Origin of the sequence: Spiroplasma eriocheiris (assembly GCF_001029265.1) — a bacterium.
Lineage (GTDB): Bacteria > Bacillota_I > Bacilli_A > Mycoplasmatales > Mycoplasmataceae > Spiroplasma > Spiroplasma eriocheiris.
The window spans coordinates 299,145-325,085 of the sequence record NZ_CP011856.1 but is presented as its reverse complement, the minus strand read 5'-3'; the positions used below and the strand labels follow the sequence as shown (position 1 = coordinate 325,085).

Sequence of the window (25,941 nt, the reverse complement as noted above, 5' to 3'; positions counted from 1 at the left end):
TTAATTTGCGGACATAATTGCCACCAACGGATTAATTTTATTCATATTAAATCAACTGATTAAATAGGCAATTAGGTATAAAGCAAAACCACTCGCAATCGCAATGATTGGGATCGCGGCATTCATCATTAGGGGGAAGACCATTCCCATATTAGTTAGCACATTAATACCAATTGTTAAGAATAATCAACCAAAACCAAACCCGGCGATGGTCATTATTACAATAACAGGAATATACATTCCTATTACTAGTTTAGTAATATAACGGTTACTATAACCCAGAACTTTCATTGTGGCAATGATTGTTCGGTTTTCAGCAATAACAACATTACTTGTTAAAATAATAATCATAAAACTTAGAATGAAGGAAATTGCAATAATAAAGGCAATCACTCCCAACACCGCCTGGGCTAAATTTTGTAAAATTTCCTTGGCCGTGGTAATTGGCAATAAATTATTAAATGAACTTTCGGAATACGGTGGATAGACTGTCGTTCCAACTGTACCCCCGTTTAATCCATAGAAACTATAATCCCCAAAACTTTGAACAGTGGCCAAACCACTTTGCAGATCATCAGTAGTTAGACTTCTTGATAATTTATAATTAAACAGTGGATATTCATTTTCAAAAACCTTAATTCAATTAACAACCAATGCTTGTTTTTGAAAATTATTAACAAAAGCTGTTCATAATTGATTAATTGGGGTGCTTTGGTTATTTTTAATAAACGTTTCTAAAGCACTAAGGGCGGTTTGATAAGGTGCTGATAATGTTGGTAAGGATTTAACAAATGAATTTTGTCATTCATTCATAAATAATCGTAATAAATGATTACGGGTCTGGTCATAACCTAAAATTGTATTGGCACGCTCATTGTTAATTCAAGCTCGCGCACTACCATACTGATTATTTACCCCAACAATATTAAAGACTTGATCACCATTATCATTTCCTAAGAGATAACTACCATCAACAATTTTATTATTTAAAATAGTAGGATTTGTGGCATTGGGATCACTTGGATTTAAAGCACTATCCAAAACTTTGTTATTTCCCTTCTCTCCTAAGGCCACATTTTGGTAATTATTTGTACCATTAAATAGTAGTTTTCCAACTGTTTGACCACTACTATCAGTTCCGGTTACTTGTGATTCATCCCAACTATTTAGAATTTGTTGGGCATCCTGATAACCATTTACACTATTCTTAAATAACGCTTGGCGGAGAACCTTTATTGTAATTTGATCACCAGTTGTTAATCCTAACCTTTTAGCAAGGGTTTGGTTAATAACAATATTATTGCTATTAGCAAATAATTTATTATTTAAGGTATTTTTCCCATCACTTAAAGTTTGGTTGTTAAAACTCTGGTCAATTCCATAGACATCAACATTAATATTATTAACTTGGCCATGGAACATTGTTCCCCGATTATCAGTGTGGGGATTAAACGGTACCACTCCGAATGCTAAATTAAAACTTTTACTATGATCTTTAAAAGCTGCTGCCATTTCAGTTCGTACTGCTTGGGGAGAGCGTGTATAAACTCCCTGGGTAAAACATTGGCTAACATTATTGATAAAGAATGAATAAATTCAATCATATAAATCATACATTGGTTTTTTTAAATTGGCATTAAAATCTTGGACATTACCACTATCTAACACTTTTCGGAATGATGTTTTAAGAGGGGCTTCAAGTCCGGGACGAAAATGATTATTATCTAAAACAATCATGGTCGAACTAGTACCAAATTTTTTTTGGTAATCACTTCTAGTAAACAATTCACTATTTAAACTATCATCTAAATTTAAATTATTGTTAATGAAGTATTGTGGTCGTTTCACATCTAATGCAATTGTCTCACGATATTTTCAATAGAATAACCGATACTGTTCTAATTCATTAATATGTTGTTTTGCCGTATCAGGATTAGCTAAGTAAGTTTCAAGCGTTGCTTTAGTTAAGTTTCCTAACCCATAGTCTTTATAATCACCCCAGGTACTCATACAAACTGCTCTTGACAAATACTGATCACCAGCGGGAACACTTAACTTATTGCTTTTTAAAAATTCTTTTGAAATATTTTTATATAGCATTGATCGCATTTCAGTGGCATTATAAGTTGGTGAGTAATTTTCAGGATTAATCGTTGCTTGTTCAAAATCCTTAATATACTGATCGGCATTCCGCGTCATATTAGTATCACTAAGGGCACTATTATTAATATCTCATGGTTGTTGAGTAGGATCATATGTTTTTAAGAAAGTTGTGGGGAGATTATAAACTGGGGCTTGATATTCAACTAAGGTATTATAATTATCACCGGCATAAGAATAACGAATATTATTTTGTAAAATAAACGGAATTGTTGTTGAAATTGTAATTAGAATGGTACTAATAATCATTGTCAACGAAACTCCAAACATTTTCCCCAATGAATTAGAGAACTGCACTGCTTGGAACCGGTTATCAAATGTTTTACGAACGGTACAAATTCTTTGAACAATTTTTTTGATCCGTCCGGCAGAAAACGATTCTTCTTTCTTAATTAGTTGCAAAGGTGTTTTGGAATGCATCATAATTGTGGCACTAATCATTGTCACCCCTGTTAATAATGCAAAAACTGCAATAAAAGAAATTACTAACGCTCAGGGTGCTAAAGCAAAACCAGTATACGGAAGATTAAAGTATGCCCCAAAAATAATCCGAATAATTGACTGGCTTGAAATTCCTAATAAATACCCAACAATTCCTCCAACCAGGGCAATTAAAAGTGGATAACTTAAATAACTACTAATAATTTCTCGACGACGATAACCCAATGCTCGTAAAATCCCATTTTGGGGACCAGTAGCTTCAATCTGACGTTTAATAACTAAGACTAACACAAAGAAAGAAATAATTAAAATAACCGCAATGAGAATATAAGAGCCAGTAATAAACCCATTTAAGGTTGTTAAGAAATAAGTTGTTCTTTTAGCAAACGGATAGCGCTTATCAGTACGGAAAGTAAGGACTGGGGTGTCACCCGTAAGCGTTTTACTATAATAGGAATGTAAACCAATTGTCACCCCACGTTTGCTATTTAAATAAGGGTTTAGAGTATTATTAATTAAACTTTCCTTGACCTCATCACGATAGTTATTAGTAAATTTTCCAACATAATAAACTTCCCGATCAGATTGACTGGCAGGGGTTAAGACTTGTTTAGTAATATCTAGTCTCGTAATATCGTAGCTTTGATTATTAGCATCACGGACAGTATCGTTGACTAGCCCAAATAATTTTTGGTCAACATATGCTAACCCTTCATTCTTCATATTTGGAAACGGATGCGACTGGTCTATGATTGGCGTAATAAAATCAGCAGACTGGCCAAAACCAACTACCCGGAACCAATTTTGGTTGGCATATGGTGATTTTGGTAATCACTTATTAATGTCTTCTTTTTGATAAGGACTTAAATCAACTGGTTGTAATTCACTATCCGCAACTTTAATTGTTGTTCCGTAACTATCAGCTTGTAAACGAATGACATCATTAATTTTGATGTTATTCTTTTTGGCAAATTCAGGAGTTAAATAAACCCAATGCATGGTTTCATTATTTAATGAATTTAAATACTGTTGATAAAAACCTAGGGGCATCCCTGCACTCACAACAAATTTATCAATTGCTTGATGGGGATTAAGAGTCACTGCTTTAATAACCTTATTATTACCTAAGTTAAAAACTCGTGCTTCCACCCAATCAAAATTAAATTGATAATCGGAATTCATAGTTGCTGCTTGCAAATAATCTAAAATTGCATTTTGACGAACTTCAATATCGGAAATTGCTAAAAACTGGTCCGCACCACTAGCAGTGTTTTCAACATAACTAGTTTGCGAAAAATCAACAACAAAATCATGTTGATTACTCATTTTTTCTGAAATAAAATTATGATAAACATTTTCAACACGTTGTTTGGAAACTTCAATTATTGTAAAAATTAAGCAAGTTAAAAATACTAAAATTACTAACCCGATAAATTGGATTTTGTTCTTGATTGTATTTTTAATATTATTTTGAAACAATAACTTAAAACCGGACATTATTTTTTTCACCTTCTTTTTATTTTTTACTTAATAAATTAAAAACAAAAAAGATGAGGGGGTGTTGTTTGTTTTTTAAACTGGGTTAATAAATATGTTTTGCGTAAATTACTAATTAATTTCGCTTTTTCTAGTAAAAACCAGGCAATTGGCAGCTCACAAATATTGGGGAAAGCAATCGTAAAATTATATGGGATTGTTTTAACCAAATCATCGTGGGCTAAATATTTTAAAATAGTCAAATTATTTAAATCAGTAATATTGCTGACATCTTTAATTCAAGCGATATAAATACGAAATAATATTAAAGTGATAATAAACCCGATTGAAAAAATTCCATAGAACGAATAAAAAGAAGTTAAAAAAGTTGGATAAAAATGTTTATCAAAATAATTATTGTAAAGAACAGTAACATATAAGCAGTATGAAAATAATGATAAGTTAAAAATTCATAAAATAATAATTAATCAATTAGCTTTTAAAACTTGTTTTCACTGAATATTTGTTTGGTGCTGATAAGATTTAAAATTCAACATAATTTGCAATAAGATCCCAACAAAAAATAACATCACAAAACTAATAAAGACTAAATAAGTTAACTTTAAAATAATATTGACAAAATTTAGTTTTCCCTGAGGATAAATTATTGAAAATGATGACGAAATTAAAATATAAGCACTAAATAATCCTAAAATAGTACTAATAAAACCACGATAAAATTGCTTAAAATTAACTTTCATTTTTTCATAGCCTCCTAGTAAGAGTTAATTTATTATAACATTAATTTAAACAGATAAAAAGGGCAAAAATTGGGGATTTTTAAAAATTTTTAATGTAAAAATTAAAAAATCTAGTTAAAAACTAGATTTTTGATTATTAAAATAACATTAAGTTAAAACTTCATGTCCATTCTCGGTAATTAAAATAGTGTGTTCAAAATGGGCACTTGGTAACCCATTAACCGAAACGGGGGTTCACCCATCACTCAGCATTTTAATTTTAGCAGTTCCGATTTGAACCATTGGTTCAATACAAATGGTCATTCCTGCTTGCAAGCGTAAGCCCGTGTGTGGTTCACCAACATTGGGAATGTGGGGATCTTCATGTAGTTCTTTTCCAATTCCGTGGCCAGTAAATTCTTGGGGCAAGAAAAAACCATTGCCTTCAACATATTCTTGAATCACGTGGCCAATATCACCAATCCGAACTCCTGGTTTTAGAATGGCAATCGCCTGGTTTAACGAATTTTTGGTAACATCCACTAGTTGTTGGTGTAAGTCACTTAACGGCTCACCGACAATCATTGTAAAAGCACCATCACTATTAAACCCTTGGTAGGCACACCCAGCATCAATTGACACTAAATCACCATTTTTAAGCGGTGTATTATTAGGAATCCCGTGGACTAAAACATCATTAATTGACACACAGATTGTGGCCGGAAAACCATATAAACCTTTAAAATTCGGTTCACACTGGTGTTGGCGAATAATTTCCTCTGCCCTTTTATCTAGTTCAACCCCGGTAATTCCTGGTTTAATCATTGCCCGTAATTCCTGGTGGACTAATTTTAACACATTACAAGCAACCCGCATTTTAACTAAATCTTCGCTCGATTTTAAGGTTATCATTTTTTCACCATCTTTTCTACTTATCTATCATAACATAAGAAAGAAAAAACTAATAGCCACGTGGGGCCATTAGCTAAAAAGGTTGCTTATACTAATTCAATGATTACCATAGGGGCGTTATCACCACGACGATTATCTAATTTTAAAATTCGGGTATAACCACCATTGCGATCTTTGTATTTTTTGGCAATGCCATTAAATAATTTTTGTAAAGCAGTTTCTTTTTCGTTTGCTTCAATATCTCTTAAAAAACTAGCCGCTCTTCGACGAGCATGTAAGTCTTGACGTTTTCCTAAGGTAATTAATTTGTCAACATGGCGACGCAATTCTTTTGCTCTGGTTTCTGTTACTTCTAATCTTTCATTAATAATTAGCTCCGCTGCAAGATTACGCATTAAACCATTACGTCATGATGTATTTTTACCTCTTTTTTGTTGATATGACATGAATTGCTGCTCCTTTCTGTTTAATCTCTTCTAAAATGTAAACCTAAAGCGGCTACTTTTTCTTTAATTCCAGTTAATGATTTTTTACCTAAGTTTCGAATTTCTTGGATTTCTTCTTCGGTTTTTGATATTAGATCACGAAGGGTTTCAATTTTAGCACGTTTCAAGCAGTTTTGTGAACGTGGAGTAAATTCTAACTCATCAATACTACGGTCTAATTCATCCTCTTCTTTTTCAGTTTCCGATGAAATAACTTGGGTTGCTTTAATTGCTTCATTTAAGTTAATAAAGAATTCTAAGTGTTCCGATAGAATTTTACCTGCCATCGCAATCGCGTTAACTGGCGTAATTGAACTATCAGTTTGGACTTCAATTTCTAATTTTTCTAAATCAGCATTTTTTCCTACTTTGGTTGGTTCAACTGTATAAGAAACCTTTTGAACTGGTGAATAGTTTGAATCAATGACAATTAAGTCCGCATATTTCTTTTCTTTTTTATTATCATTAAATGATTTATATCCCCGCGAATTACGAGCATGTAATTCTAAGTTTAATTCTCCGCCCTTCGCAATTGTGGCAATATGTAAATCCTTATTGATTACTTCAACACCAGCTGGTAATTCAATATCTTTTGCTAACACATCGCCTTCCTTGTTAGAATTAATTTTTAAAATTACTGACTCCCCATCGGGAATAATATTTTGATCAATTTTTAACACAAGGTTTTTAATATTTAAAATAATTTTTGTAACATGTTCGACAACACCGGGAATTGCGGTAAATTCATGTGAGGCTCCTTTAATCCGGATTGCAAACACTGCCGCTCCGGGAGTTGAAGATAATAATGTTCTGCGCAATGCATTTCCCAGGGTAATTCCAAATCCACGTTCTAATGGTTCAACTAAAAATTTTCCATAATTGTTTGATTTGTCTTCCGCTTCTAATTTAAATTCTGGTCTAATAAATTGTTTCATCTAACTATCACTCTCCTTATCCTCGTGGTCTTTTTGGTGGACGAGCCCCATTATGAGGAATTGGAGTTACATCTTTAATTGAAGTAATATCTAACCCAATTGCTTGTAAACTTCTTACTGCCGCGTCTCGACCCGGACCTGGTCCTTTTACTTCAACTTGAATGCTGTGCATTCCGTGTTCTTGACTAGCTTTTCCCGCCGCTTCGGCAACCATTTGCGCAGCATATGGGGTTGATTTTTTACTTCCTTTAAATCCCATCGCTCCCGCTGATGATCATGAAATTACATTCCCGCCTTCATCGGAAATAGTGACAATTGTATTATTGAAAGTTGAGTGAATGTGGGCCACACCTTTATTAATATTTTTTTTAACTTTTTTCTTATTAGTTACTTTTTTAACAGCCATAATTACACTCCTCTATTTTTTCTTATTCGCTACTGTTTTTCGTGGTCCTTTAGCAGTACGCGCGTTTTGTTTTGTTGATTGCCCTCTAACTGGTAACCCTTTACGGTGACGCATTCCCCGATAACTTCCAATTTCCATCAATCGTTTAATATTTAGGGCAACTTCACGACGTAAATCCCCTTCGGTTTTGTATTTTGCAATTTCATTTCTAATTTTAGTTAATTCTTCTTCTGATAAATCTTTTACTCGTACATCTTCTGAGATTTTAGCATCTGCTAAGATTTGTTGAGATAGTGGTTTTCCGATTCCAAAGATATAAGTTAAGGCAATAACTACCCTTTTATCATTTGGAATATCGACTCCTCCGATACGTGCCATGTTTCTATTTTCCTCCTTTTATCCCTGTCTTTGCTTGTGTTTTGGTTGTTGACAGATTATCATAACGCGATTTTTTCTTCTAATTACCCGACATTTGTCGCAGATTTTTTTGACTGATGATCGTACTTTCATCGTGCATACTCCTCCTCAAACTTAATTTATTTGTGTCGAAAGACAATACGCCCACGTTCTAAATCATATGGTGACATTTCAACAGTTACTAAATCGCCCGGTAAAATGCGAATGTAATTCATACGAATTTTACCAGAGACGTGAGCTAAAATAACTGCGCCGTTTTCTAATTCGACCTTAAACATTGTATTTGGTAATACTTCTAAAACTTTTCCTTGAACATCTAGTAAATCAGATTTAGCCATTTTATTACCTCCAATCTCTTTTGTTACTTAATAATTGCAACGATTTGGTTTCAAACAGCGTCACCTTCCATATCAGCATCAATAACTGATAGGTTTTGCTTATTAAGATAATATTGAACTAATGGTTCAGTATCTCGTTTATATTCTGCTAATCTTACTTGGACTTTTTCAGCGGTATCATCCGCACGACGGACTAGTGGGGTTTGATCATAATCACAAATTCCGGCCACTTTCGGAGGGTGGAAGGTAATGTGATAAGTTCTTTTACAAGTTGGACATGTTAATCGTCCCGTAATCCGATCGATTAGTTTTGATTCCGCAATTTCAAAGTATAGCGTATGATCAACTTTTGCATTTCGTTTTGCTAATAATTCGTCTAGTTTTTCCGCTTGATTAACAGTGCGGGGAAAACCATCTCAAATGATATCACCCTGAACTGTTTGTAAATAATCTTCTAGCATCTCAATCATCAAGTCATCAGGAACTAGTTTCCCTTGTTCAGAATATTTTTTAGCTAAGTTCCCCTTTGCGGTGTTATTACGAATATTGTCCCGAATAATATCACCGGTTGAGATATGGTTATAACCAAACTGAGCAATAATTTTTTCTGATTGGGTTCCCTTTCCACTGCCTGGTGCTCCTAATAATATAATATTGCGCATAAAATTAATAACACACCTTTCTTATCACAAGTATGAATTATCATTTAAATCTTGATTCAAACTTTGTGATTTTTTATCAATAAAGGCTTGTTGCGTAATTCGTCCTTTAATTTGACGCATTGTTTCTAACGCAACTGACACCATAATAATTAATCCAGTCCCCCCAATTGCTAAGGCACTTGGTAAACTAGTTAGCTTACTAATAACATATGGTAAAATCGCAATGGCGGCTAAGAAAATCGACCCTAAAATACTTAAGCGGTTAATTGTTCCCTTAATATATTTTTCAGTTTCCTTCCCTGGTCGCACGCCGGGAATAAAGGTTCCCGCTTTTTGAAAGTTTTCAGCAATTTTCTCAGGATTCATTTGTACTTGCGAATACAAGAATGTGAAAAGAATTGTTAAAACTGCATAAATAATAATTCCTGGTCAAGTTGAAAATGATAAGTAGTTATTTGTAAACTGGACAAACCCATTATTAGGGTTCGAAACACTAATAATTTGGGAAACTGTAATAGGAGCGGAAATTAAAGCTGAGGCAAAAATAACAGGAATTACCCCCGCCGAGTTAATTTTTAACGGCAAGAAGGGTTTGTTCTGTTCACCACCCGAGGACAGTCCACTTCCGGTTTGTTGAATTGGTAGTTTTCGTTCCGATTCATTTAACATGACAACAAACAAGATTACTAATAAGAACATTACCACATAAACAAGGAATTTTAAAATCCCATCAAATAATAGGTTAATGTCTTCTTGGTCAGAAATTCAAAACTTAAAGGTTGTTTCTAAGTTACTTGGTAACTTTGCCACAATTCCCGCAAAAATAATGATTGAAACTCCGTTTCCAATTCCCCGAATTGTGATTTGATCAGCAATTCATAACATAAACATGGTTCCAGCAATTAAAGCACATGGAACTAAAATGTAGTAGAAAATTGGACTCCCCGTTCCAAAATCATTGGTTGATCACTTCGGACTAATAATTCCCTGGTTCGCCATTGTAAAGATTGTGGCTACTCCCTGCATAATTGCAAAAGGAATTGTTAATCATTTTGTTAAACGGTCTAATTTTTTGCGACCTTTTTCCCCACCCTTCGCTCAACGCGATAATGGTGGAATCACATCCGTTGATAACAACTGGACAATAATTGAGGCAGTAATATATGGCGAAACTCCCAAAGCTAAAATTGAGAATTTTCCTAAAGTTCCTCCCCCTAACATTGAGATTAAACTGAAGAACTGATCAGTATTTGATAAATCTTGAATATTAGGACTAACGGTAACTCCGGGCATGGTCAAATAACTTCCTAATCGAATTACAACTAACACAATTAGGGTGAAAGCAATTCTTTTAATTAGATACTTATTTTTGACAAAAAAGTTATTTGATTTGACAAGATCAACTTGTGCTGCTTTCTTGGCCTTTCTTTTTTTAGCTTTGGTTTTCACTATTATATTACCTCTACTTTCCCCCCAGCCGCTTCAATTGCTTGTTGGGCTGCTTTTGAAATTTTATTTGTTTTGACATTGACGCTCTTAGATATTGTACCACTACCTAAGATTTTAATTAATTCTTTTTCTGATTTAATTAATTTTTTTTGAGCTAATGTTTGGTGATTAATTTCACTCACATTTAATTTTTCTAAATCTTTTAAGTTAAAGATTGTATAGCTTTTGGTATTAATATTGGTAAATCCTACTTTCGGGATTCTTCGAAAGATTGGAGTTTGTCCCCCTTCAAATCCAGGGCGCACTCCTCCACCAGTACGAGCATTTTGACCTTTATTACCTTTTCCAGAAGTTTTTCCCGTTCCGGAAGATGTTCCTCGTCCTAAACGTTTTTTTTCATGACGAGCGCCATCACTATATTTTAATTCATGTAATTTCATTAATATAAACTCCTTATCCTAGTAATTCTTCTGGTGTTTTACCACGTAATTTGGCAATTTGGTCCGCTGTTCTTAATTCTTTGAATCCCTCAAAAGCTGCTCGTAAAATATTAATTGGGGTATTTGATCCTAATGATTTCGTATAAACATCTGCTAATCCTGAAAGTTCAATCACAGCACGCACTGGTCCTCCAGCAATTACTCCCGTCCCTTTTTTGGCTGGTTTCATCATCACTTTCCCAGCTCCAAAGTGACCAATAACTTCATGGGGAATTGTTGTTCCCACAATTGGAACTCTTACTAGTTGTTTTTTGGCCTCTTTAATTGCTTTTTTAATTGCATCAGGTACTTCATTAGCCTTTCCAGTTCCAAAGCCAACTTTTCCTTTTTTATCACCAATTACAACAACCGCGGCAAAGCGGAAGTGACGACCACCCTTTGTTACTTTTGTAACCCGGTTAATTGCAACAACTTTTTCTTCAAACATGTTGTCTTGGTTATCACGACGGTTAAATCATTTGTTGTCTTGTTTATTAAAAGGTTTGTTTTGGTGGAAATTTGGTTTTCCTTCTTGGTGTGATTTTGCGGGTGCTTGTTCTGCTGGTTTTCCTTGGTCATTAGTATTAACTGCTAATGCTTCTTTATTTTCTGCCATTATTTTCTTTCTCCTTTATTAGAATTTTAAGCCAGCTTTACGGGCGGCTTCTGCAAATGCTTTTACTTTTCCGTGGTATAAATACCCACTACGATCAAATACGACATTGGTAACTTTCTTAGCAATTGCTAATTTAGCAATTTCAGCTCCTACTTGTTCAGCAGCAGCGATGTTTGAAGTTGATTTTAAATCTTTCATTTTTAAAGTTGATGCGGAAGCAAGGGTTGTCTGTTTCACATCATCAATCAATTGGGCATAAAAGTGGCCGTTTGATTTGAACACATTCAATCTTGGTCGTTGCGAGGTTCCAGAAATTTTGTTACGCACACGATAATGTCTTTTTTTGCGATTACTACTACGTGAGTTGTTATTCATCTTCTTTTTCCTTCCCTGCTGTTATTTACCAGCTGATTTTCCTTCTTTACGAATAATGTGTTCATTTTTATATTTAATCCCTTTTCCTTTATAAGGTTCTGGTTTTTTAAAGTTTCTAATATTAGCAGCAACTTCACCTACTAATTGTTTTGAAATTCCTTCTACTGTAATTTGCGTTGGTTTTGGGACAGTTAGGGTAATTCCTTTTGGAATATGATATTCAATTGGATGAGAGAACCCTAAGTTTAACATTAGTTTATCTCCTTGTAAGTTAGCTTTATAACCAACCCCGGAGATTTCTAATTCTTTTTTGAACCCAACACTAACTCCCTGGATCATTCCTTGGATTAGTGAATTAATAGTTCCGTGTAATTGTTTAGTATGTTTAACTTCGTTAACTCTGGTTGTTTTAACAACCCCATCTTTTGCTTCGACTTTGATAACATTAGGAATTTTTTGTTCTAATTGTCCTTTTGTGCCTTTAACAATAACATTATTTGGTTGGACTGTAATTTCAACACCGGTTGGGATTTTTAATTCGCGATTTCCAATTCGAGACATTTTGCTACCTCTGTAACCTTCTATCACACATAAGCAATAACTTCCCCACCGAGATGAGCTTGTTTTGCCATTTTATCCGTCATAACCCCTTGGCTTGTTGAAATGATTGCAATCCCTAATCCATTTAATACTTGAGGTACTCTATCAACAGTTACATAAACTCGTAGTCCTGGTTTTGAAATTCTTTTTAACCCTGAAATAACTTTTGTTTTTCCTTTATATTTTAGCAAGATACTTAATTCTTTTTTAACTTCTCCTGTTACTTTAAAATCTTCAATGTAACCTTCGGCTTTTAAAATTTCAGCTAATTTAACTTTCATTTTACTTGGTGGCATTACCACACTTTTATGTAGCCGTTGGTTCGCATTTCTGATTCTTGTTAACATATCAGCAATTGGATCGATCATCATAATTATCTAGTCTCTCTTTCTATCATGAAGCTTTTCTAACACCTGGGATTTGTCCCTTGTAAGCTAAATCTCTAAAACATAAACGACATAAGTTATATTTACGTAATACCGCATGAGGACGTCCACAGTTTCCACAACGAGTGTAGCCTCTTACTTTAAATTTTGGATGACGAGCTTGTTTAACTTTTAATGATTTTTTAGCCATGTTTCTTTCCCCCTATTTTTTAAATGGCATTCCCATTTTTTTCAATAATGCATAAGCATCTTCGTTCTTGTTGGCACTTGTTACAATCGTAATATCCATTCCTCGAATTTTTTTAACTTTATCATAGTCAATTTCGGGGAAAATGATTTGTTCTTTAATTCCTAATGAATAATTTCCTCTGCCGTCAAAAGCATCTTTGCTAACGCCACGGAAATCTCTTACCCGTGGTAAAGCAATATTAATTAATTTATCTAAAAATTGGTACATTTTTTTTCCGCGAAGAGTAACTTTTGCCCCAATTGGCATTCCTTCCCGTAATTTAAATGAAGCAATTGAACCTTTCGCTAAGGTTACAACTGGACGTAATCCGGCAATTAAACTTAACTCGTTAACAACATCTTCAATTGCTTTTGAATTCTGAGTCGCATCTCCAGCTCCGACATTAATTACAATTTTTGTAACCTTCGGAACTTGCATAATTGATTGGTAACCTTGCTCTTTGAATAACTCTGGTAAAATTTCTTCTTTATAACGTTTTTCAATTCGTTCCATATTTTATCTTGTTATTCCTTTCTTACGCCAAATGCGCTTTTGATTTACGAGCAATTCTTGTTTTTTTACCATTATCATTGATTTGATAACTAATTTTTGTGGTTTCTTTTTTATTTTTCGGATCAATTAATGCAATATTTGAGATGTGAATTGAAGCAGGAACCGCTTGGATTCCCCCTTCAGTATTGTCTTGTGATGGCTTTACATGTTTAGTATTAGTAATTCCTTCAATTACAACCCGGTTTTTATCACGAATGATTTTCATAATTGGACCTTCAACACCTTTATGTTTTCCAGAAATAACTTTTACTAAGTCACCTTTTTTAAATTTTAATTTTATCATGGTTATCCTCCTATAGTACTTCTGGCGCTAACGAAGCAATCTTGCTAAATCCTGCTTCTTTAACTTCTCTGGCAATCGGACCAAAAATCCGAGTTCCTCTTGGTGTTTTATCTTCCTTAATAATTACAACCGCGTTTTCTGAAAACCGAATGTGACTACCATCATTGCGGTGGAGTCCGCGTTTTGTACGAACAATTACTGCCTTAACAACTTGTCCTTTTTTAACAATCCCACCAGGAACAGCTTTTTTAATAGTACATACAACAATATCACCTATATTAGTAAACTTACGAAATGAACCACCTAAGTTTTTAATAACTAAAACTTCTTTCGCTCCCGAATTATCAGCAACTTTTAATCTAGATTCTTGTTGGATCATTATTTCTTCCTCACAGTTTTCCTATCTTAACCAATTGCTTTTTGGATCACGGCAATTAAACGAAAGCGTTTAACTTTTGATAGTGATCTTGTTTCCATAATACTTACTTTATCTCCGATGTGAGCTTCATTTTGTTCATCATGGGCTAAATATTTTTTTGAATATTTAACTCGTTTACCATATAAGGGGTGGTTTTTGTATGTTTCAACAAGAACGGCAATTGTTTTATCAGATTTATCTGAAACTACTCGTCCTTGTAAAATTTTACGACAATTTCTTTCCATTATTTTGTTGTTCCTTTCTTAGCTGTTGTTTTTTTGGCAGTTTCGCTAGTAGCACTAACTTTTTTAGTTGTTGCTTTGGCAATTTTATCACGGTTTTCTTCCCAGTTGGCCCCATATGTATATTCTTTTGCATTAGGGTCTTTTTGCTTAGTACTGATATCAATTTTAACACCAGTTCCTTTTCCTTTAGCAGTTCCCGCCGCTAAAGTACTCTTCATTTCTGCTAGTTTCGCCTTGGCATCTTTTTCAACTTTAGCTTTAACTTCCCCAGTACCCTTCGCAGTTTTTGGTGCTAATTTTTCCACTTCAATTTCTGCTTTCGCACTAGTTACTGATTTAACAGTAACCGTTGCTGGTTTCGCTGGTTTGGGCGTTGTTGCTTTGGCTTTGGCATCTTTTTCGGCTTCATTTTTAGCAATTAAACTTTTTAAAGCATCACCTTTTGTTGCAGGTGACGCTGGTTTAGCAGCTGGTTTTGAAGATGCCTTTGGTGCTGGTGCTTTCTCAGCAACTGCTTTTTCAGCAACCGGTTTTTTAGGAGCCGGTTTTTTTGTTGCTGGTTTAGCAGTTTTTGTTGTTGATTCTTCAGTAGGTGCTTCGCTCGCCACTGGTTCAGCTTCTGAACTAGCTTCGTTCCCTAGCATTGCTTCATCTAGTGGTAAATCCATCAATGAAGAGAAATCATTTTCTTTTACCTCTTGGTCGGCCATCATTTTTTCAATTTTGGCTTTTCGTTCTTTGGCAAAAGCTTGTGATTCTTTTTCAATTTTGGCATATGTTTCTTTTAAATCAATTTTAACGTTAATTTGGGTATTTTCTCCAGCAATTCGGCGTTGACTAATAATAGTTAAAATGCGAGCAATTTGTTTTCTTAGTAAACTAATACGGTGGGGTTTTTCTAAGTTTCCCATTGCCGCTTGGAATTTTAAAGCAAATAATTCTGCTCGTGATTCTTCCTCTAGTTTTTTTAACTCTTCAGTTGTTTTTTTTAATAACTCACTATTCAACATTATTCTTCACCTCTTTTAACGATTTTACAACGCACTGGTAATTTATGCATTGCTAAACGTAACGCTTCTCTTGCTGTTTCTTCATCAACACCAGCGACTTCAAACATAATAGTTCCAGTCTTAACAACTGCTACTCAGTCTTCTGGTGCTCCTTTCCCACTTCCCATCCGTACTTCTAATGGTTTTTTAGTTTTTGCCATGTGGGGAAAGATTCTAATTCATACTTTTCCTCAACGTTTCATATAACGTGTCATTGCGATCCGCGCAGCTTCAATTTGACGGTTAGTAACTCAAGTCCCATCTAATGATTGTAAACCATATTCTCCAAAATCAACTTTGGTATTTCCTTTAGCTTTTCCTTCGTAACTGATTCGGTGGGGACGACGATATTTTGTTCTTTTTGGTATTAACATAAACTATTTCGCCTCCTTATCCTTGTTAAAAGGTTTTTTGTTAAAGTCTTTTTTTTCTCATTTTGGTTTTTCATCAGTATATGAAACTAGTTGGTTTCCTAAGATTTCACCTTTACAAATTCATACTTTAACCCCAATTTGTCCATAAGTTGTTAAAGCTTCCGCTAGCGCATAATCAATATCACTTCTTAGGGTTGCTAACGGCACGATTCCTTCCGAATATCCTTCGGTACGAGCCATGTCAACTCCCCCTAAACGACCTGAAACTGATGTTTTAATTCCTTTGGCTCCCGCTTTCATTACCTTACGAATTGCTAATTTTTGGACAGTTCTAAATGATGCCCGGTTAACAATTTGTTCAGCAATTGTATTGGCAACTAATTGTGCATCAATATCAGGGTTTTTAATTTCAACCACATTAATTTTAATTTCCATTTTGCGATCATGAATTGTTTTGCGAATTAATTTAACTAATTCGGGAATGTTTTTTCCTTCTTGTCCTAATACCACACCAACACGAGCAGTTCTAATAAAGATAACGATTTCTTTTTTAGTTCTTTCGATTTCAATTTTAGAAACACTTGCATTTTTTAATTTTTGCATTAGTGCTTTTCTAATTTTGATATCTTGGTGTAATCAATTCACAAAATCTTGTTTCTCAGCGTATCAACGTGAATCTCATGTTTTGATAACTCCAATTCGTAACCCAGTTGGACTAACTTTTTGACCCATATTTGTTATCTTCCTTTCTTATTGTGCTCCATCACTAACGGTAATTGTGATGTGACTAGTTCTCTTTAAAATTTCATATGCTCTTCCGTGGGCACGGGGGCGGAAACGTTTTAATGTTGGTCCTTCGTTAACGAAGATTTCTTTAATAAATAATTTATCAGCATCTAAGCCGTTATTATTAACAGCATTTGCCACCGCTGATTTAACCAGTTTTTTAACTGGCACCGATGATTTTTTATTTGTGTTATCTAGAATGACAATTGCTTCTCCAACTTTTTTATTACGAATTAAATCGGCAACCAAACTAACTTTACGGGGTGAAATTCTAATCATTCTTAAGTGTGCTTGTACATTCATTTATATATATCTCACTTTCTAATAATTATTTTTTCTTTTTCTTGTCATCCCCATGACCGCCGAATTTTCTTGTCGGAGAGAATTCCCCTAATTTATGACCAACCATATCTTCAGTAACATACACGGGAATATGTTCTTTTCCGTTATGTACTGCAAAGGTATGACCAATAAATTCCGGGAAAATTGTGCTTCTTCTAGATCACGTTTTAATAACTTCTTTTTTACTATTTGCATTTAAAGCTTCTACTTTTTTTAGTAAATGTTCATCAACAAATGGTCCTTTTTTTAGACTTCGTGACATCTGCATTTACCTCCTTTTTTTTCTAAATAACCTTTTTAAATTAAATGTGATGTTTACTATCTTAGGCTTTACAAAATTAAGTAGTGACCATCAAAACAATTTAATTAAACTATTTAGGACGTCTTCGGACAATCAATTTTGTAGAAGCTTTTTTCTGATTACGAGTTTTAACACCCAAGGCTTTTTTACCCCATGGTGTCATTGGTGCTTTCCGACCAACCGGAGCTTTACCTTCTCCCCCACCATGTGGGTGGTCGTTAGGGTTCATAACTGACCCACGAACAGTTGGTCGAATGCCGCGTCAACGGTTCCGACCAGCTTTTCCTCAGTTAACTAAAGCATAGTCTTCGTTCCCAACTTCACCAATTGTGGCACGACATTCCGCTAACACTTTGCGAACTTCTCCTGATGTTAAACGAAGGGTAACATACTTACCATCTTCATCTTTCCCTAAGATTTGCACTGATGAACCAGCCGAGCGTGCCATTTGGCCCCCTTTTCCCGGACGTAGTTCAATATTATGCACTAATGTTCCTTCTGGAATGTTTTTTAATTTCATGTTGTTTCCAACTTTAATATCCACTTTTTCACCACTGATAATTTCCATTCCCACTTGAATGTTTTTGGGCGCTAAAATGTATCGTTTTTCTCCATCCATATAATGCACTAATGAAATAAAAGCATTACGGTTCGGATCATATTCAATTGAGGCAATTTTTCCAATAACATTATCTTTGTTCCGTTTAAAGTCAACAAGACGATATTTTGTTTTATGCCCACCACCATGGTGTCTAGTAGTAATAACCCCTTGGTTATTTCGTCCACCACGTTTTTTTAATGGTTGTAATAATGACTTTTCTGGTTTGTCAGTTGTTAAAACTGAATAATCCAGGGTTGTCATATTACGTCGCCCATTAGTGACTGGTTTATAACTTTTAATTGGCATTTGTATTTATCCTCCTTAAGCCAAATATCCAGATAGTTGTATCCTGGAACTATTTATCTTCTCCTAATAAATCCAATGTTTCACCTGGTTTTAATTTGATGATGGCTCTTTTGGTATGAGTTGTTTCACCAACAAATTTTCCCATTCTTTTTTCTTTTGGATCATAGTTAATTACATTCACTTTTGCTACCTTTACTTCAAAGATTTTTTCAAAAGCTTTTTTGATTTGTACTTTATTAGCACCACGTGCAACTTCGAATGTGTATACCCCTTGTGCCATATTGTTATATGATTTTTCAGTTAAAATTGGTTTCTTAATAACATTAGTAATATGCATTAGGCGTACACCTCCTCAATTGTTTTAATAACTTCTTCGCTAACTAATAATTTATTCGCATTTAATAAGTCATAAATATTGATTCCATCACTTGGAATAATATTTACTTTTTCAATATTACGAGATGACTTTACAATAACTTCATCTCCTGGTTTTGTTACAATTAATAATTTTTCATTATTAACTTTTAAATTGGCTAGAATTTCAACCATTGTTTTAGTTGATGGCTCATTTAGGGCAAATTGGTCAACGATAACTAAATTGCTTTCTTTTGCTTTTAATGATAATGCTGATTTAATCGATAGTTTTCTAACTTTGCGATTAACATGCTTAATATAGTTTTTATCGGGAGTTGGTCCAAACACAATTCCCCCACCTTTTCATTGGGGCGCTCTAATTGAACCTTGACGGGCACGACCAGTTCCTTTTTGTCTTCATGGTTTTCTTCCCCCACCAGATACTTCAGTTCTTGTTTTAACTTTGTGTGTTCCCTGACGCATTGCTGATTGTTGGGCAACCACAGCATCATACATTGCTTGTTGGTGCGGTTCAATTCCTCAAATAGCATCATTTAGGTTAATTTCTTTAACACTAGTTCCTTTAGTATCAAATACTTGTACTTTCATGTTTCTTATTTTCCTTCCACACTATTTAGCTTCTTCACTAGCTGGCTCAGAAGCAACGGGTGCTGTTGATGTTTCAACAGTTTGGTTATCTTCAACTGGAGCTGCTGGCGCAGGTGCTTGTTCTTCTTTTACTTCAACTTTTGGTTCTGGTTTAACAGTTCTCACTAAGAGTTCGGTTGGTGTATTTGGGGTTAATCCCTTAATTGCTTCTTTAACAATAACAACTTGTTTTTTTGGACCAGGAATTGATCCCTTAACTAATAAAGCATTTTTTTCAACATCAATTGCAATAATTTCTAAGTTTTGGATTGTTACTTGTTCAGCTCCCATATGCCCTGGCATTTTTTTTGATTTTAAAATGCGGTTAGGGGCAATCGCTCCCATTGATCCAACGCCACGATGATACCCTGAACCATGTCCCATTGGACCTCGTGAATAATTATGTCTTTTAATTGAACCAGTAAATCCTTTTCCTTTTGAAATTCCGGTCACATCAACGAATTCCCCAGCAGTAAAGATGTCAGCTTTAATAATATCACCGGTCTGATAACCGTTCATATTTCTGATTTCTTTTACGAAGCGCTTAGGTGTTGTGTTTGCCTTTTTGAATTGACCTTGATCTGGTTTTGAAACAAGGTTAACTCTTTTATCTTCAACAGCTAGTTGTAATGCGTCATAACCTTGTTTTTCTTTTGTTAAAACTTGTAAAACAACGTTAGGTTGAACTTCAACTACTGTAACTGGTACTAACCGTCCGTCTGTTGCAAAGACTTGGGTCATCCCAATTTTACGTCCTAAGATTCCTTTCATTTCTTTTCCTCCTTGAAAATGCGTCATGTATATCTTTAATATAATTTACAAAGAATATTTTAAAGCTAATTACTTCATTTCAATTTCAACCCCACTAGGTAGTTGTACTCTAGTTAAGGTATCCATCACTTTAGCGCTCGGATTGATAATATCAATTACTCTTTTATGGGTTCTTCTCTCAAATTGTTCACGTGAATCTTTATATTTATGAGTAGCACGAATAATTGTAATAATTTCTTTATCAGTTGGTAAAGGAATCGGTCCTTTAACTTCTGCGCCAGCAGCTTGCGCTGCTTCAATGATTTTAGAAATTGATTGGTCCACTACGCGGTGGTCGTAACCTTTTAATTTTATTCTCATTTTTGTCTGAGCCATAAATTCTCCTCCTAATTTTATTATACTTTTTGCTGAACCATTGACAACGGTTATCAGTGTATCATTGATAGACCACAACAATTCGCATAAAATATACATGCTATTAAATTGTATTGAATAATGATAAATATTGCAAGGGTTTTCTAATAAAAAAATGAAATTTTTTTAGAAATAAACCACTCGTTCTAATTATAAGATATAATTAAAATAACATGAAATATAGTAAATATGGTAAGAGTTAGAACATAAGGATGGATGGTAATGGGGAAAAAGCCAACAGCAAATAAACAAGCGGTTAATTTAACAACCGATGATCGCTACCAAAGGATTCAACAATTTAAATTAGAATCGCGGCGATTTCAAGATGAAAATTTACAACGAAAACTTTCCCGGGACCATGAAATTAACAAACGCCCGCGCCAGCAAGTTGTTCGTGATCCCAAAAAAACTATTGATAAAAATAATCCAATGTATAAAATCTTATTAAATGCCCAAAAAAAAAAAAAAAATAATGAACTAAAAAAAGCAGCTTATAAAACTGATGATCCCAACTATATTGATATTAATCATATGACAGTTGCGGACCGGGTAAAGATCATTAAATTAGCAAAACAAAAAAATAATAAAATCTATCGACAATTATTAATGGAAAAGTCTACCACCGGATTATCCGAATTAGCCCGCCAACGAAAACGGGAATTAATGGCAGCTAACATGAAAAATTGAAAGACAAAGAAAAAATAGGTTATTGAGAGAAATAACCTATTTTATTTATGATATTTTTCATTATTAATAATTTTAAAAGAACGATAAATCTGTTCTAATAAAATTAACCGGCATAATTGGTGGGGTAAAGTAATTAACCCTAAACTAAGACGATAATTAACTTTGGATAGTAACTCATTATCAAGTCCATCACTACCCCCAATAATAAATGCTAGTTTAGCATTTTGAAAGTCTTTAACTTCTTGAATTAAATTTGCTAATTGTAAACTAGTCACCTGCTTACCATTAATATCTAATAAAACTTTAACATATTCTGAATAAGCACTTAATTTATCACGCACTAGGGCAGTTTGTGCTTTAATATTTTTAGCGACATCATAGTGACTAATTTCTTTTAATTCAATAATTTCAATTTTACTATAATGCTTAATCCGGGTTAGAAATAAATCATTACCTTCTGTTAAATAATTTTTATCTAATGTGCCAACAACAATAATTTTAATATCCACCGGAAAGTGCCACTAATGATTAGACTTAATTGAATTTGGATCAATTGTTCAAATTAGATCAGGAATTGAATAATTAGCACTGCGGACTTTAAAGACCCCATTCGAACCAACTTTACTTGCATCTTCTGGTTTAATTGGATTGACAGGATCACCTTTATTAACAAATCCTTGGGCTAACGTAACTTTATCTGCAAACGGAATTGGCATTTTAACACGGTATTGGTGATAATCATCATCTTGATAAGCACTAGTATTTGCTAAATCATAGAAGTTATAGCCAACAAAAAATCATTGGTGACCATATGCTTTAGCATCATCTTTACTATTAGGATCACGATATGATAAATAGTTAATAACCCCCGTTACATGTTGGACTGTTGATTTAAAAGTATATATATTATTTTGATTTGTAAACTCAAAAGTAAAAGTAAGGCTTGGGATTTCAACTAAAACATATCTTGTTGATTGTAATACTTTATCATTTGAAGCATCTTTCGCTTGGGTATTATAATTATTAGCAGGAGTATTTAACCAATCAACCACTTGTTTAATTGGAGTTAATACATTTAATGAATCTTTTGTGACAATAATATCATCGGCATTTTTGCTAACATAATTTTTATCTGTGGTTTTTTCATAATTACTTGTTTTTTGGACAATTTGTTTTGGATTTGACCCATCAATTGTAACATCTGGATTATCAGTATTCACTAAGGCAACTTGAGTATAGAAGGAATCAGCCGTCGTTGAATAATTATTAAAGAATGATTCTCATGCTGTTTTTGCATCTCCAGTTGCTGAGGAAATTAGCTTATCTTTTTGGGCTTTTAAACCACTATTAATTTGGTCTTTACTTCATTTGGCACCTTTTTGACCCCCACTATTATCGTCAGTTAAATTAAGACCATATAAGAATGGTAACGCAATGTTCGTTTGTAAACTAACTGCTCCCCCATTTAAACTGTATTGGGTATCAGCAGTTGATGAATATGGATCAAGCACTCCGTCAGCTTCACTTGCTGTTGGGTTATGATAAAATCCTTTATCAGCATTATAGATAAACATTGGCAATAATTGCCCATCCCCGGCCTTACATGCTATTAAAGAAGAAGCTGATGTTGTTATTAAGGTCGCTACTGTAAAAATTGATAATAATTTGCGCATTTAAAATTCTTCTCCTCCTAAGTAAATCTTTCTTTAATAATCATACTTTATTTTATTTTTAATAGCAAATAAAATAATTAAAAATTAATAGATTTTATCCCTAATAATTTCTGCAATTTAATTATTTTTGAAAACCAAAGTTGGCAAATGAACCATGTTTTTTAACAAACAATAAGTCCACTGATCCCGTTGGGCCATTTCGGTGTTTTGAAAGAATTAACTGGGCTTTTTCAGTTTCATTAAAGTTATTATCTTCATTTCAATTTTCATGGGCACTATAATATTCTTCACGGTATAAAAACATAATGATATCAGCATCTTGTTCAATGGCTCCCGAATCTCTTAAATCCGACATAATTGGTCGTTTATCTTCTCGTTTTTCAACTGAACGAGATAACTGTGATAAACAAACAATCGGAACTTCTAATTCCCGAGCGAGGGCTTTTAACTGGCGAGAAATGGTTGATACTTCTTGTTGACGTGAATCACCAAAATGCAAACCAGTACTTAATAATTGGAGATAATCAATTACAACTAACGAAACTTTGTTTTCACGGCATAGTTTTCGTAATTTTGATTGTAATTCAATTACTTTTAAACCTGGCGTATCATCAATAAATAATTTTGCTTTTTTTAATGCATCTCCTGCTTTGGTAATTTTTTTTCAATCTTCTTCCGTTAGCCCTTTTCCATTCCGGACTTTTGTGGAATCAACAGTTGAAATTGTTCCAATCATCCGTTGAATTAATTGTTCACTTGGCATTTCGACAGAAAAAATCGCAACTGCATCTTTTGTTTGGTGGGCACAATTAACAGCAAAATTTAACGCTAAAGCAGTTTTCCCCATCGAAGGACGAGCCGCTAAAATAACAAAATCACCCTTTTGAAAACCAGATGTCATTTTATCAAGATCTTTAAAACCACTAGGACTTCCCGTTAAAATTTCACCAGAGTTTTCTAACATTTCAATTTTTTGTAAAACTTTGTCAACTTCATCAAAAGAAGTCTTAAACAAGTTCCCTTTGCGTTCGCGTTTAACATCTAAAATTTCTTTTTCAGCTTTGCTAACCACTTCTTCAATTGGCTGGTGGGAATCAATCTCTTTGTTAATACCATCAATAACTGCTTTTAATCTTCGGGCGGTTGTATTTTTAATAATAATATCTAAATATTCATTAAGATTGGCATCAGTTGTATATGACTGGAATAAATCAGTTAAGTATTCAATTCCACCAATTTTATTTAACAAATTATCTTTTAACATTTGATTACTTAAAGTTGTAATATCAATGGCAATTTTATTAGCGAATAATTCATATAATGCTTTAAAGATTACTTTATAATTCATTGTGGTAAAATCTTCATCCGTTAAAAGCGCAAAAATTTCTTCAGCTCCCGCAATCGAGTGTGCGGCAATAGCTAAAACATTTTGCTCAGCATCCTTAATGACATTAATTTTTTGTAAATTTTCATTTGCTAATTCACTCATGGTTAGCTCTCCTTTTTGTCAACTATCACTTTTAAGGTTGCAATAATATCATGGTGTAATTTTATTTTTAAATAGTGCAAACCAATACTTGTTAAATTATGATTTTCAGTAAATTTCTTTTTATTAATTTTAATATTATATTCTTTGGCTAAGCGGTCCTCAATTTGAGTTAATGAAACCGAACCAAAAACTTTATTATCGTGGACTTTTAATTTAAAGTTTAAAGTTAAACTTTCTAACTGAGTTTTCAATTTTTGAAGCTCATTAATTTCTGCTTGTTCAACAGCTTTATTAGTAGCTAAGACTTCCTGTAATTTTTGTAAATTATGTTCAGTGGCTGGAATTGCTAGATGTTCTTTAATTAAAAAATTCTTGGCATAACCATCCGCAACATTAATAACATCATTTACTTTTCCTTTTCCTTTAACATCTTTTATTAAGATCACTTTCATTGATAATCACCTAAGTATGATTATATCGTAAAAATGCCAATAAAAAAATCAATATATAAATATATTGATCCTATTCCATTTCCAATAAATATAAACATAAGACTGCTTTTTTAAAAACTTTATCCATAACTTTTTCATAATCCTTATTTTCAACCGTAATGGCTGGGCGATATTCAGCATGGTTTAAAAAATTAAAGATTTCATATTCTAACTTTGGATTAAATTCTTTTAATTCCTCCCGCTTTTCATTTAGTAAGGGCAGGATTTTTTTCATTTGCACAATCTTTTCTTTAATGTTACCATTGTATGAAAAATATTCAGTAAAAATTTGTTCTTTATTAGGTGCTAAGTCATCACCATTTTCCTGAACATTTTTTTTGTGATGATGGCGAAAATTATTTATATGTTTTTTGGCACGGCTGTTACTGGGCGCATTATTTTGCGAACCAAACTTATGGACATTCAGACCATTTACTGTTACTTGGTTAACTGTAATTCCAAACCATTCAATTAATTCAAAAATTCTCGTTGAATAGTTCATAAAAGCAATTGAACGATAGTTATTAATAGCAGTGATTGCTTTTTGTTCGGCTTCATCAACTGTTAAAACAACATTTAAAGTATATTCACAAAATCTTAACACATCAGAATCATCTTCAAATAATTCATCAATAATGTCATAGATCGCATCCTTACTTAAAGCTTCTGGTTTCTTTTTGGTTTTTTTATTGTGTTCCAGTTCAATATCATTTAACAAATCTAAACTATAAACTTCATTAATAGCCCCAATATCTAATAGTTTTTGGTTTTTATGTAAATCAATGTCAAAAAAACTCATTGCTTTTTCAACATTCATCCCAAATAATTTTATTGAAGCAGTATCAAGAGCTGTTTTAATATAAGGATCCCCAACCATCACAACTCAATCGGCCACAAGTTCTTTAAAATTCGTTAAAAAATAAGCATACTTCTCATTTTCATTTTTATCAAAAATTGACATAATTACTTCCCATCTATCAAAATTCTTTGACCTATCAATATCTTTTTCTATATAATTTTATCAAAAAAA

37 protein-coding genes are annotated in these 25,941 nt (G+C 33.4%); 1 reads left to right on the top strand and 36 read right to left on the bottom strand.

The window, feature by feature from the left end; all coding sequences use genetic code 4:
* The 31 genes from SERIO_RS01550 to rpsJ form a co-directional block, all read right to left on the bottom strand.
* The gene (locus SERIO_RS01550) at positions 1 to 4,098 is read right to left on the bottom strand and encodes an ABC transporter permease (RefSeq protein WP_047791163.1); all 4,098 of its coding nucleotides are present in this window, start codon (positions 4,096 to 4,098) and stop codon (positions 1 to 3) included.
* Between the two features lie 38 nt (positions 4,099 to 4,136).
* Positions 4,137 to 4,838 carry a hypothetical protein gene (locus SERIO_RS01545; RefSeq protein ID WP_047791162.1) on the bottom strand — a complete coding sequence of 234 codons (702 nt, stop codon included), beginning with the start codon at positions 4,836 to 4,838 and terminating at the stop codon, positions 4,137 to 4,139.
* A gap of 147 nt (positions 4,839 to 4,985) precedes the next feature.
* The gene (gene map, locus SERIO_RS01540; protein WP_047791161.1) at positions 4,986 to 5,729 is read right to left on the bottom strand and encodes a type I methionyl aminopeptidase; all 744 of its coding nucleotides are present in this window, start codon (positions 5,727 to 5,729) and stop codon (positions 4,986 to 4,988) included.
* Between the two features lie 86 nt (positions 5,730 to 5,815).
* A complete protein-coding gene (gene rplQ / locus SERIO_RS01535) occupies positions 5,816 to 6,175 on the bottom strand; it encodes a 50S ribosomal protein L17 (protein WP_047791160.1) in 360 nt (119 codons plus the stop codon).
* A gap of 20 nt (positions 6,176 to 6,195) precedes the next feature.
* Positions 6,196 to 7,149 carry a DNA-directed RNA polymerase subunit alpha gene (locus tag SERIO_RS01530; RefSeq protein WP_047791159.1) on the bottom strand — a complete coding sequence of 318 codons (954 nt, stop codon included), beginning with the start codon at positions 7,147 to 7,149 and terminating at the stop codon, positions 6,196 to 6,198.
* A gap of 16 nt (positions 7,150 to 7,165) precedes the next feature.
* Positions 7,166 to 7,555, bottom strand: coding sequence for a 30S ribosomal protein S11 (gene rpsK, locus SERIO_RS01525; RefSeq protein WP_047791158.1), 390 nt, complete (start codon positions 7,553 to 7,555; stop codon positions 7,166 to 7,168).
* A gap of 12 nt (positions 7,556 to 7,567) precedes the next feature.
* Complete coding sequence (gene rpsM / locus SERIO_RS01520) at positions 7,568 to 7,933, bottom strand: 30S ribosomal protein S13 (protein ID WP_047791157.1); 366 nt, start codon at positions 7,931 to 7,933, stop codon at positions 7,568 to 7,570.
* A gap of 18 nt (positions 7,934 to 7,951) precedes the next feature.
* Positions 7,952 to 8,065 carry a 50S ribosomal protein L36 gene (gene rpmJ, locus SERIO_RS06390; RefSeq protein ID WP_073797358.1) on the bottom strand — a complete coding sequence of 38 codons (114 nt, stop codon included), beginning with the start codon at positions 8,063 to 8,065 and terminating at the stop codon, positions 7,952 to 7,954.
* Between the two features lie 26 nt (positions 8,066 to 8,091).
* Positions 8,092 to 8,310 carry a translation initiation factor IF-1 gene (infA, locus tag SERIO_RS01515; RefSeq protein WP_025317111.1) on the bottom strand — a complete coding sequence of 73 codons (219 nt, stop codon included), beginning with the start codon at positions 8,308 to 8,310 and terminating at the stop codon, positions 8,092 to 8,094.
* 23 nt (positions 8,311 to 8,333) lie between these two features.
* Entirely contained in the window at positions 8,334 to 8,972 is a 639-nt protein-coding gene (locus tag SERIO_RS01510) for an adenylate kinase (RefSeq protein ID WP_047791156.1), read from the bottom strand.
* 21 nt (positions 8,973 to 8,993) lie between these two features.
* Positions 8,994 to 10,427, bottom strand: a complete 1,434-nt coding sequence (gene secY / locus SERIO_RS01505) for a preprotein translocase subunit SecY (protein WP_408020058.1) — start codon at positions 10,425 to 10,427, stop codon at positions 8,994 to 8,996.
* Positions 10,424 to 10,861, bottom strand: coding sequence for a 50S ribosomal protein L15 (rplO, locus tag SERIO_RS01500; RefSeq protein WP_047791154.1), 438 nt, complete (start codon positions 10,859 to 10,861; stop codon positions 10,424 to 10,426). The genes secY and rplO overlap by 4 nt, the downstream gene beginning before the upstream one ends.
* A gap of 13 nt (positions 10,862 to 10,874) precedes the next feature.
* Positions 10,875 to 11,348, bottom strand: coding sequence for a 30S ribosomal protein S5 (rpsE, locus tag SERIO_RS01495; protein WP_047791153.1), 474 nt, complete (start codon positions 11,346 to 11,348; stop codon positions 10,875 to 10,877).
* 186 nt (positions 11,349 to 11,534) lie between these two features.
* Entirely contained in the window at positions 11,535 to 11,891 is a 357-nt protein-coding gene (rplR, locus tag SERIO_RS01490) for a 50S ribosomal protein L18 (RefSeq protein WP_047791152.1), read from the bottom strand.
* Positions 11,892 to 11,912: 21 nt separating this feature from the next.
* A complete protein-coding gene (rplF, locus tag SERIO_RS01485) occupies positions 11,913 to 12,452 on the bottom strand; it encodes a 50S ribosomal protein L6 (RefSeq protein ID WP_047791151.1) in 540 nt (179 codons plus the stop codon).
* Between the two features lie 20 nt (positions 12,453 to 12,472).
* Positions 12,473 to 12,862, bottom strand: a complete 390-nt coding sequence (rpsH, locus tag SERIO_RS01480; protein WP_047791150.1) for a 30S ribosomal protein S8 — start codon at positions 12,860 to 12,862, stop codon at positions 12,473 to 12,475.
* A gap of 19 nt (positions 12,863 to 12,881) precedes the next feature.
* Positions 12,882 to 13,067 (bottom strand): type Z 30S ribosomal protein S14, encoded by a 186-nt coding sequence (locus SERIO_RS01475; protein WP_025317103.1) that lies wholly within the window; start codon positions 13,065 to 13,067, stop codon positions 12,882 to 12,884.
* A gap of 12 nt (positions 13,068 to 13,079) precedes the next feature.
* Positions 13,080 to 13,619: a 50S ribosomal protein L5 gene (rplE, locus tag SERIO_RS01470; RefSeq protein ID WP_047791149.1), complete on the bottom strand. Its 540-nt coding sequence runs from the start codon at positions 13,617 to 13,619 to the stop codon at positions 13,080 to 13,082.
* A 22-nt stretch (positions 13,620 to 13,641) separates the two neighbouring features.
* Complete coding sequence (gene rplX / locus SERIO_RS01465) at positions 13,642 to 13,962, bottom strand: 50S ribosomal protein L24 (RefSeq protein WP_047791148.1); 321 nt, start codon at positions 13,960 to 13,962, stop codon at positions 13,642 to 13,644.
* A gap of 10 nt (positions 13,963 to 13,972) precedes the next feature.
* Positions 13,973 to 14,341, bottom strand: coding sequence for a 50S ribosomal protein L14 (gene rplN / locus SERIO_RS01460; protein ID WP_047791147.1), 369 nt, complete (start codon positions 14,339 to 14,341; stop codon positions 13,973 to 13,975).
* 26 nt (positions 14,342 to 14,367) lie between these two features.
* On the bottom strand, positions 14,368 to 14,628 hold the full coding sequence (gene rpsQ, locus SERIO_RS01455) for a 30S ribosomal protein S17 (RefSeq protein ID WP_179945758.1): 261 nt from the start codon (positions 14,626 to 14,628) through the stop codon (positions 14,368 to 14,370).
* Positions 14,625 to 15,635 (bottom strand): 50S ribosomal protein L29, encoded by a 1,011-nt coding sequence (rpmC, locus tag SERIO_RS01450; RefSeq protein ID WP_047791145.1) that lies wholly within the window; start codon positions 15,633 to 15,635, stop codon positions 14,625 to 14,627. Before rpmC ends, rpsQ begins: the two co-directional genes overlap by 4 nt.
* On the bottom strand, positions 15,635 to 16,048 hold the full coding sequence (gene rplP / locus SERIO_RS01445) for a 50S ribosomal protein L16 (RefSeq protein ID WP_047791144.1): 414 nt from the start codon (positions 16,046 to 16,048) through the stop codon (positions 15,635 to 15,637). Before rplP ends, rpmC begins: the two co-directional genes overlap by 1 nt.
* A 3-nt stretch (positions 16,049 to 16,051) precedes the next feature.
* Positions 16,052 to 16,780 (bottom strand): 30S ribosomal protein S3, encoded by a 729-nt coding sequence (rpsC, locus tag SERIO_RS01440; RefSeq protein ID WP_047791143.1) that lies wholly within the window; start codon positions 16,778 to 16,780, stop codon positions 16,052 to 16,054.
* Positions 16,781 to 16,798: 18 nt separating this feature from the next.
* On the bottom strand, positions 16,799 to 17,137 hold the full coding sequence (gene rplV / locus SERIO_RS01435; protein WP_047791142.1) for a 50S ribosomal protein L22: 339 nt from the start codon (positions 17,135 to 17,137) through the stop codon (positions 16,799 to 16,801).
* A 25-nt stretch (positions 17,138 to 17,162) separates the two neighbouring features.
* Positions 17,163 to 17,438 (bottom strand): 30S ribosomal protein S19, encoded by a 276-nt coding sequence (gene rpsS, locus SERIO_RS01430; protein ID WP_025317094.1) that lies wholly within the window; start codon positions 17,436 to 17,438, stop codon positions 17,163 to 17,165.
* 109 nt (positions 17,439 to 17,547) lie between these two features.
* A complete protein-coding gene (gene rplB / locus SERIO_RS01425; RefSeq protein ID WP_047791141.1) occupies positions 17,548 to 18,384 on the bottom strand; it encodes a 50S ribosomal protein L2 in 837 nt (278 codons plus the stop codon).
* A 49-nt stretch (positions 18,385 to 18,433) separates the two neighbouring features.
* Positions 18,434 to 18,721, bottom strand: coding sequence for a 50S ribosomal protein L23 (gene rplW, locus SERIO_RS01420; RefSeq protein ID WP_025317092.1), 288 nt, complete (start codon positions 18,719 to 18,721; stop codon positions 18,434 to 18,436).
* Positions 18,721 to 19,347 carry a 50S ribosomal protein L4 gene (rplD, locus tag SERIO_RS01415; RefSeq protein ID WP_047791140.1) on the bottom strand — a complete coding sequence of 209 codons (627 nt, stop codon included), beginning with the start codon at positions 19,345 to 19,347 and terminating at the stop codon, positions 18,721 to 18,723. The genes rplW and rplD overlap by 1 nt, the downstream gene beginning before the upstream one ends.
* Before the next feature lie 21 nt (positions 19,348 to 19,368).
* Entirely contained in the window at positions 19,369 to 20,157 is a 789-nt protein-coding gene (gene rplC / locus SERIO_RS01410; RefSeq protein ID WP_047791139.1) for a 50S ribosomal protein L3, read from the bottom strand.
* Positions 20,158 to 20,226: 69 nt separating this feature from the next.
* Positions 20,227 to 20,532 (bottom strand): 30S ribosomal protein S10, encoded by a 306-nt coding sequence (rpsJ, locus tag SERIO_RS01405; protein WP_047791138.1) that lies wholly within the window; start codon positions 20,530 to 20,532, stop codon positions 20,227 to 20,229.
* Between the two features lie 261 nt (positions 20,533 to 20,793).
* Here rpsJ and SERIO_RS01400 point away from each other — a divergent pair, with 261 nt between their 5' ends.
* On the top strand, positions 20,794 to 21,276 hold the full coding sequence (locus SERIO_RS01400; protein WP_047791137.1) for a hypothetical protein: 483 nt from the start codon (positions 20,794 to 20,796) through the stop codon (positions 21,274 to 21,276).
* 23 nt (positions 21,277 to 21,299) lie between these two features.
* Here the strand turns inward: SERIO_RS01400 and SERIO_RS01395 are convergent, their stop codons facing one another.
* The 5 genes from SERIO_RS01395 to SERIO_RS01375 form a co-directional block, all read right to left on the bottom strand.
* Positions 21,300 to 21,767, bottom strand: coding sequence for a 23S rRNA (pseudouridine(1915)-N(3))-methyltransferase RlmH (locus SERIO_RS01395; RefSeq protein WP_047791136.1), 468 nt, complete (start codon positions 21,765 to 21,767; stop codon positions 21,300 to 21,302).
* A 12-nt stretch (positions 21,768 to 21,779) separates the two neighbouring features.
* Positions 21,780 to 22,931, bottom strand: a complete 1,152-nt coding sequence (locus SERIO_RS01390; RefSeq protein WP_047791135.1) for a lipoprotein — start codon at positions 22,929 to 22,931, stop codon at positions 21,780 to 21,782.
* 121 nt (positions 22,932 to 23,052) lie between these two features.
* A complete protein-coding gene (gene dnaB, locus SERIO_RS01385; protein WP_047791134.1) occupies positions 23,053 to 24,420 on the bottom strand; it encodes a replicative DNA helicase in 1,368 nt (455 codons plus the stop codon).
* 2 nt (positions 24,421 to 24,422) lie between these two features.
* Positions 24,423 to 24,872, bottom strand: a complete 450-nt coding sequence (rplI, locus tag SERIO_RS01380; RefSeq protein ID WP_047791133.1) for a 50S ribosomal protein L9 — start codon at positions 24,870 to 24,872, stop codon at positions 24,423 to 24,425.
* A 70-nt stretch (positions 24,873 to 24,942) separates the two neighbouring features.
* Complete coding sequence (locus tag SERIO_RS01375) at positions 24,943 to 25,872, bottom strand: hypothetical protein (RefSeq protein WP_047791132.1); 930 nt, start codon at positions 25,870 to 25,872, stop codon at positions 24,943 to 24,945.
* Positions 25,873 to 25,941: the final 69 nt, after the last annotated feature.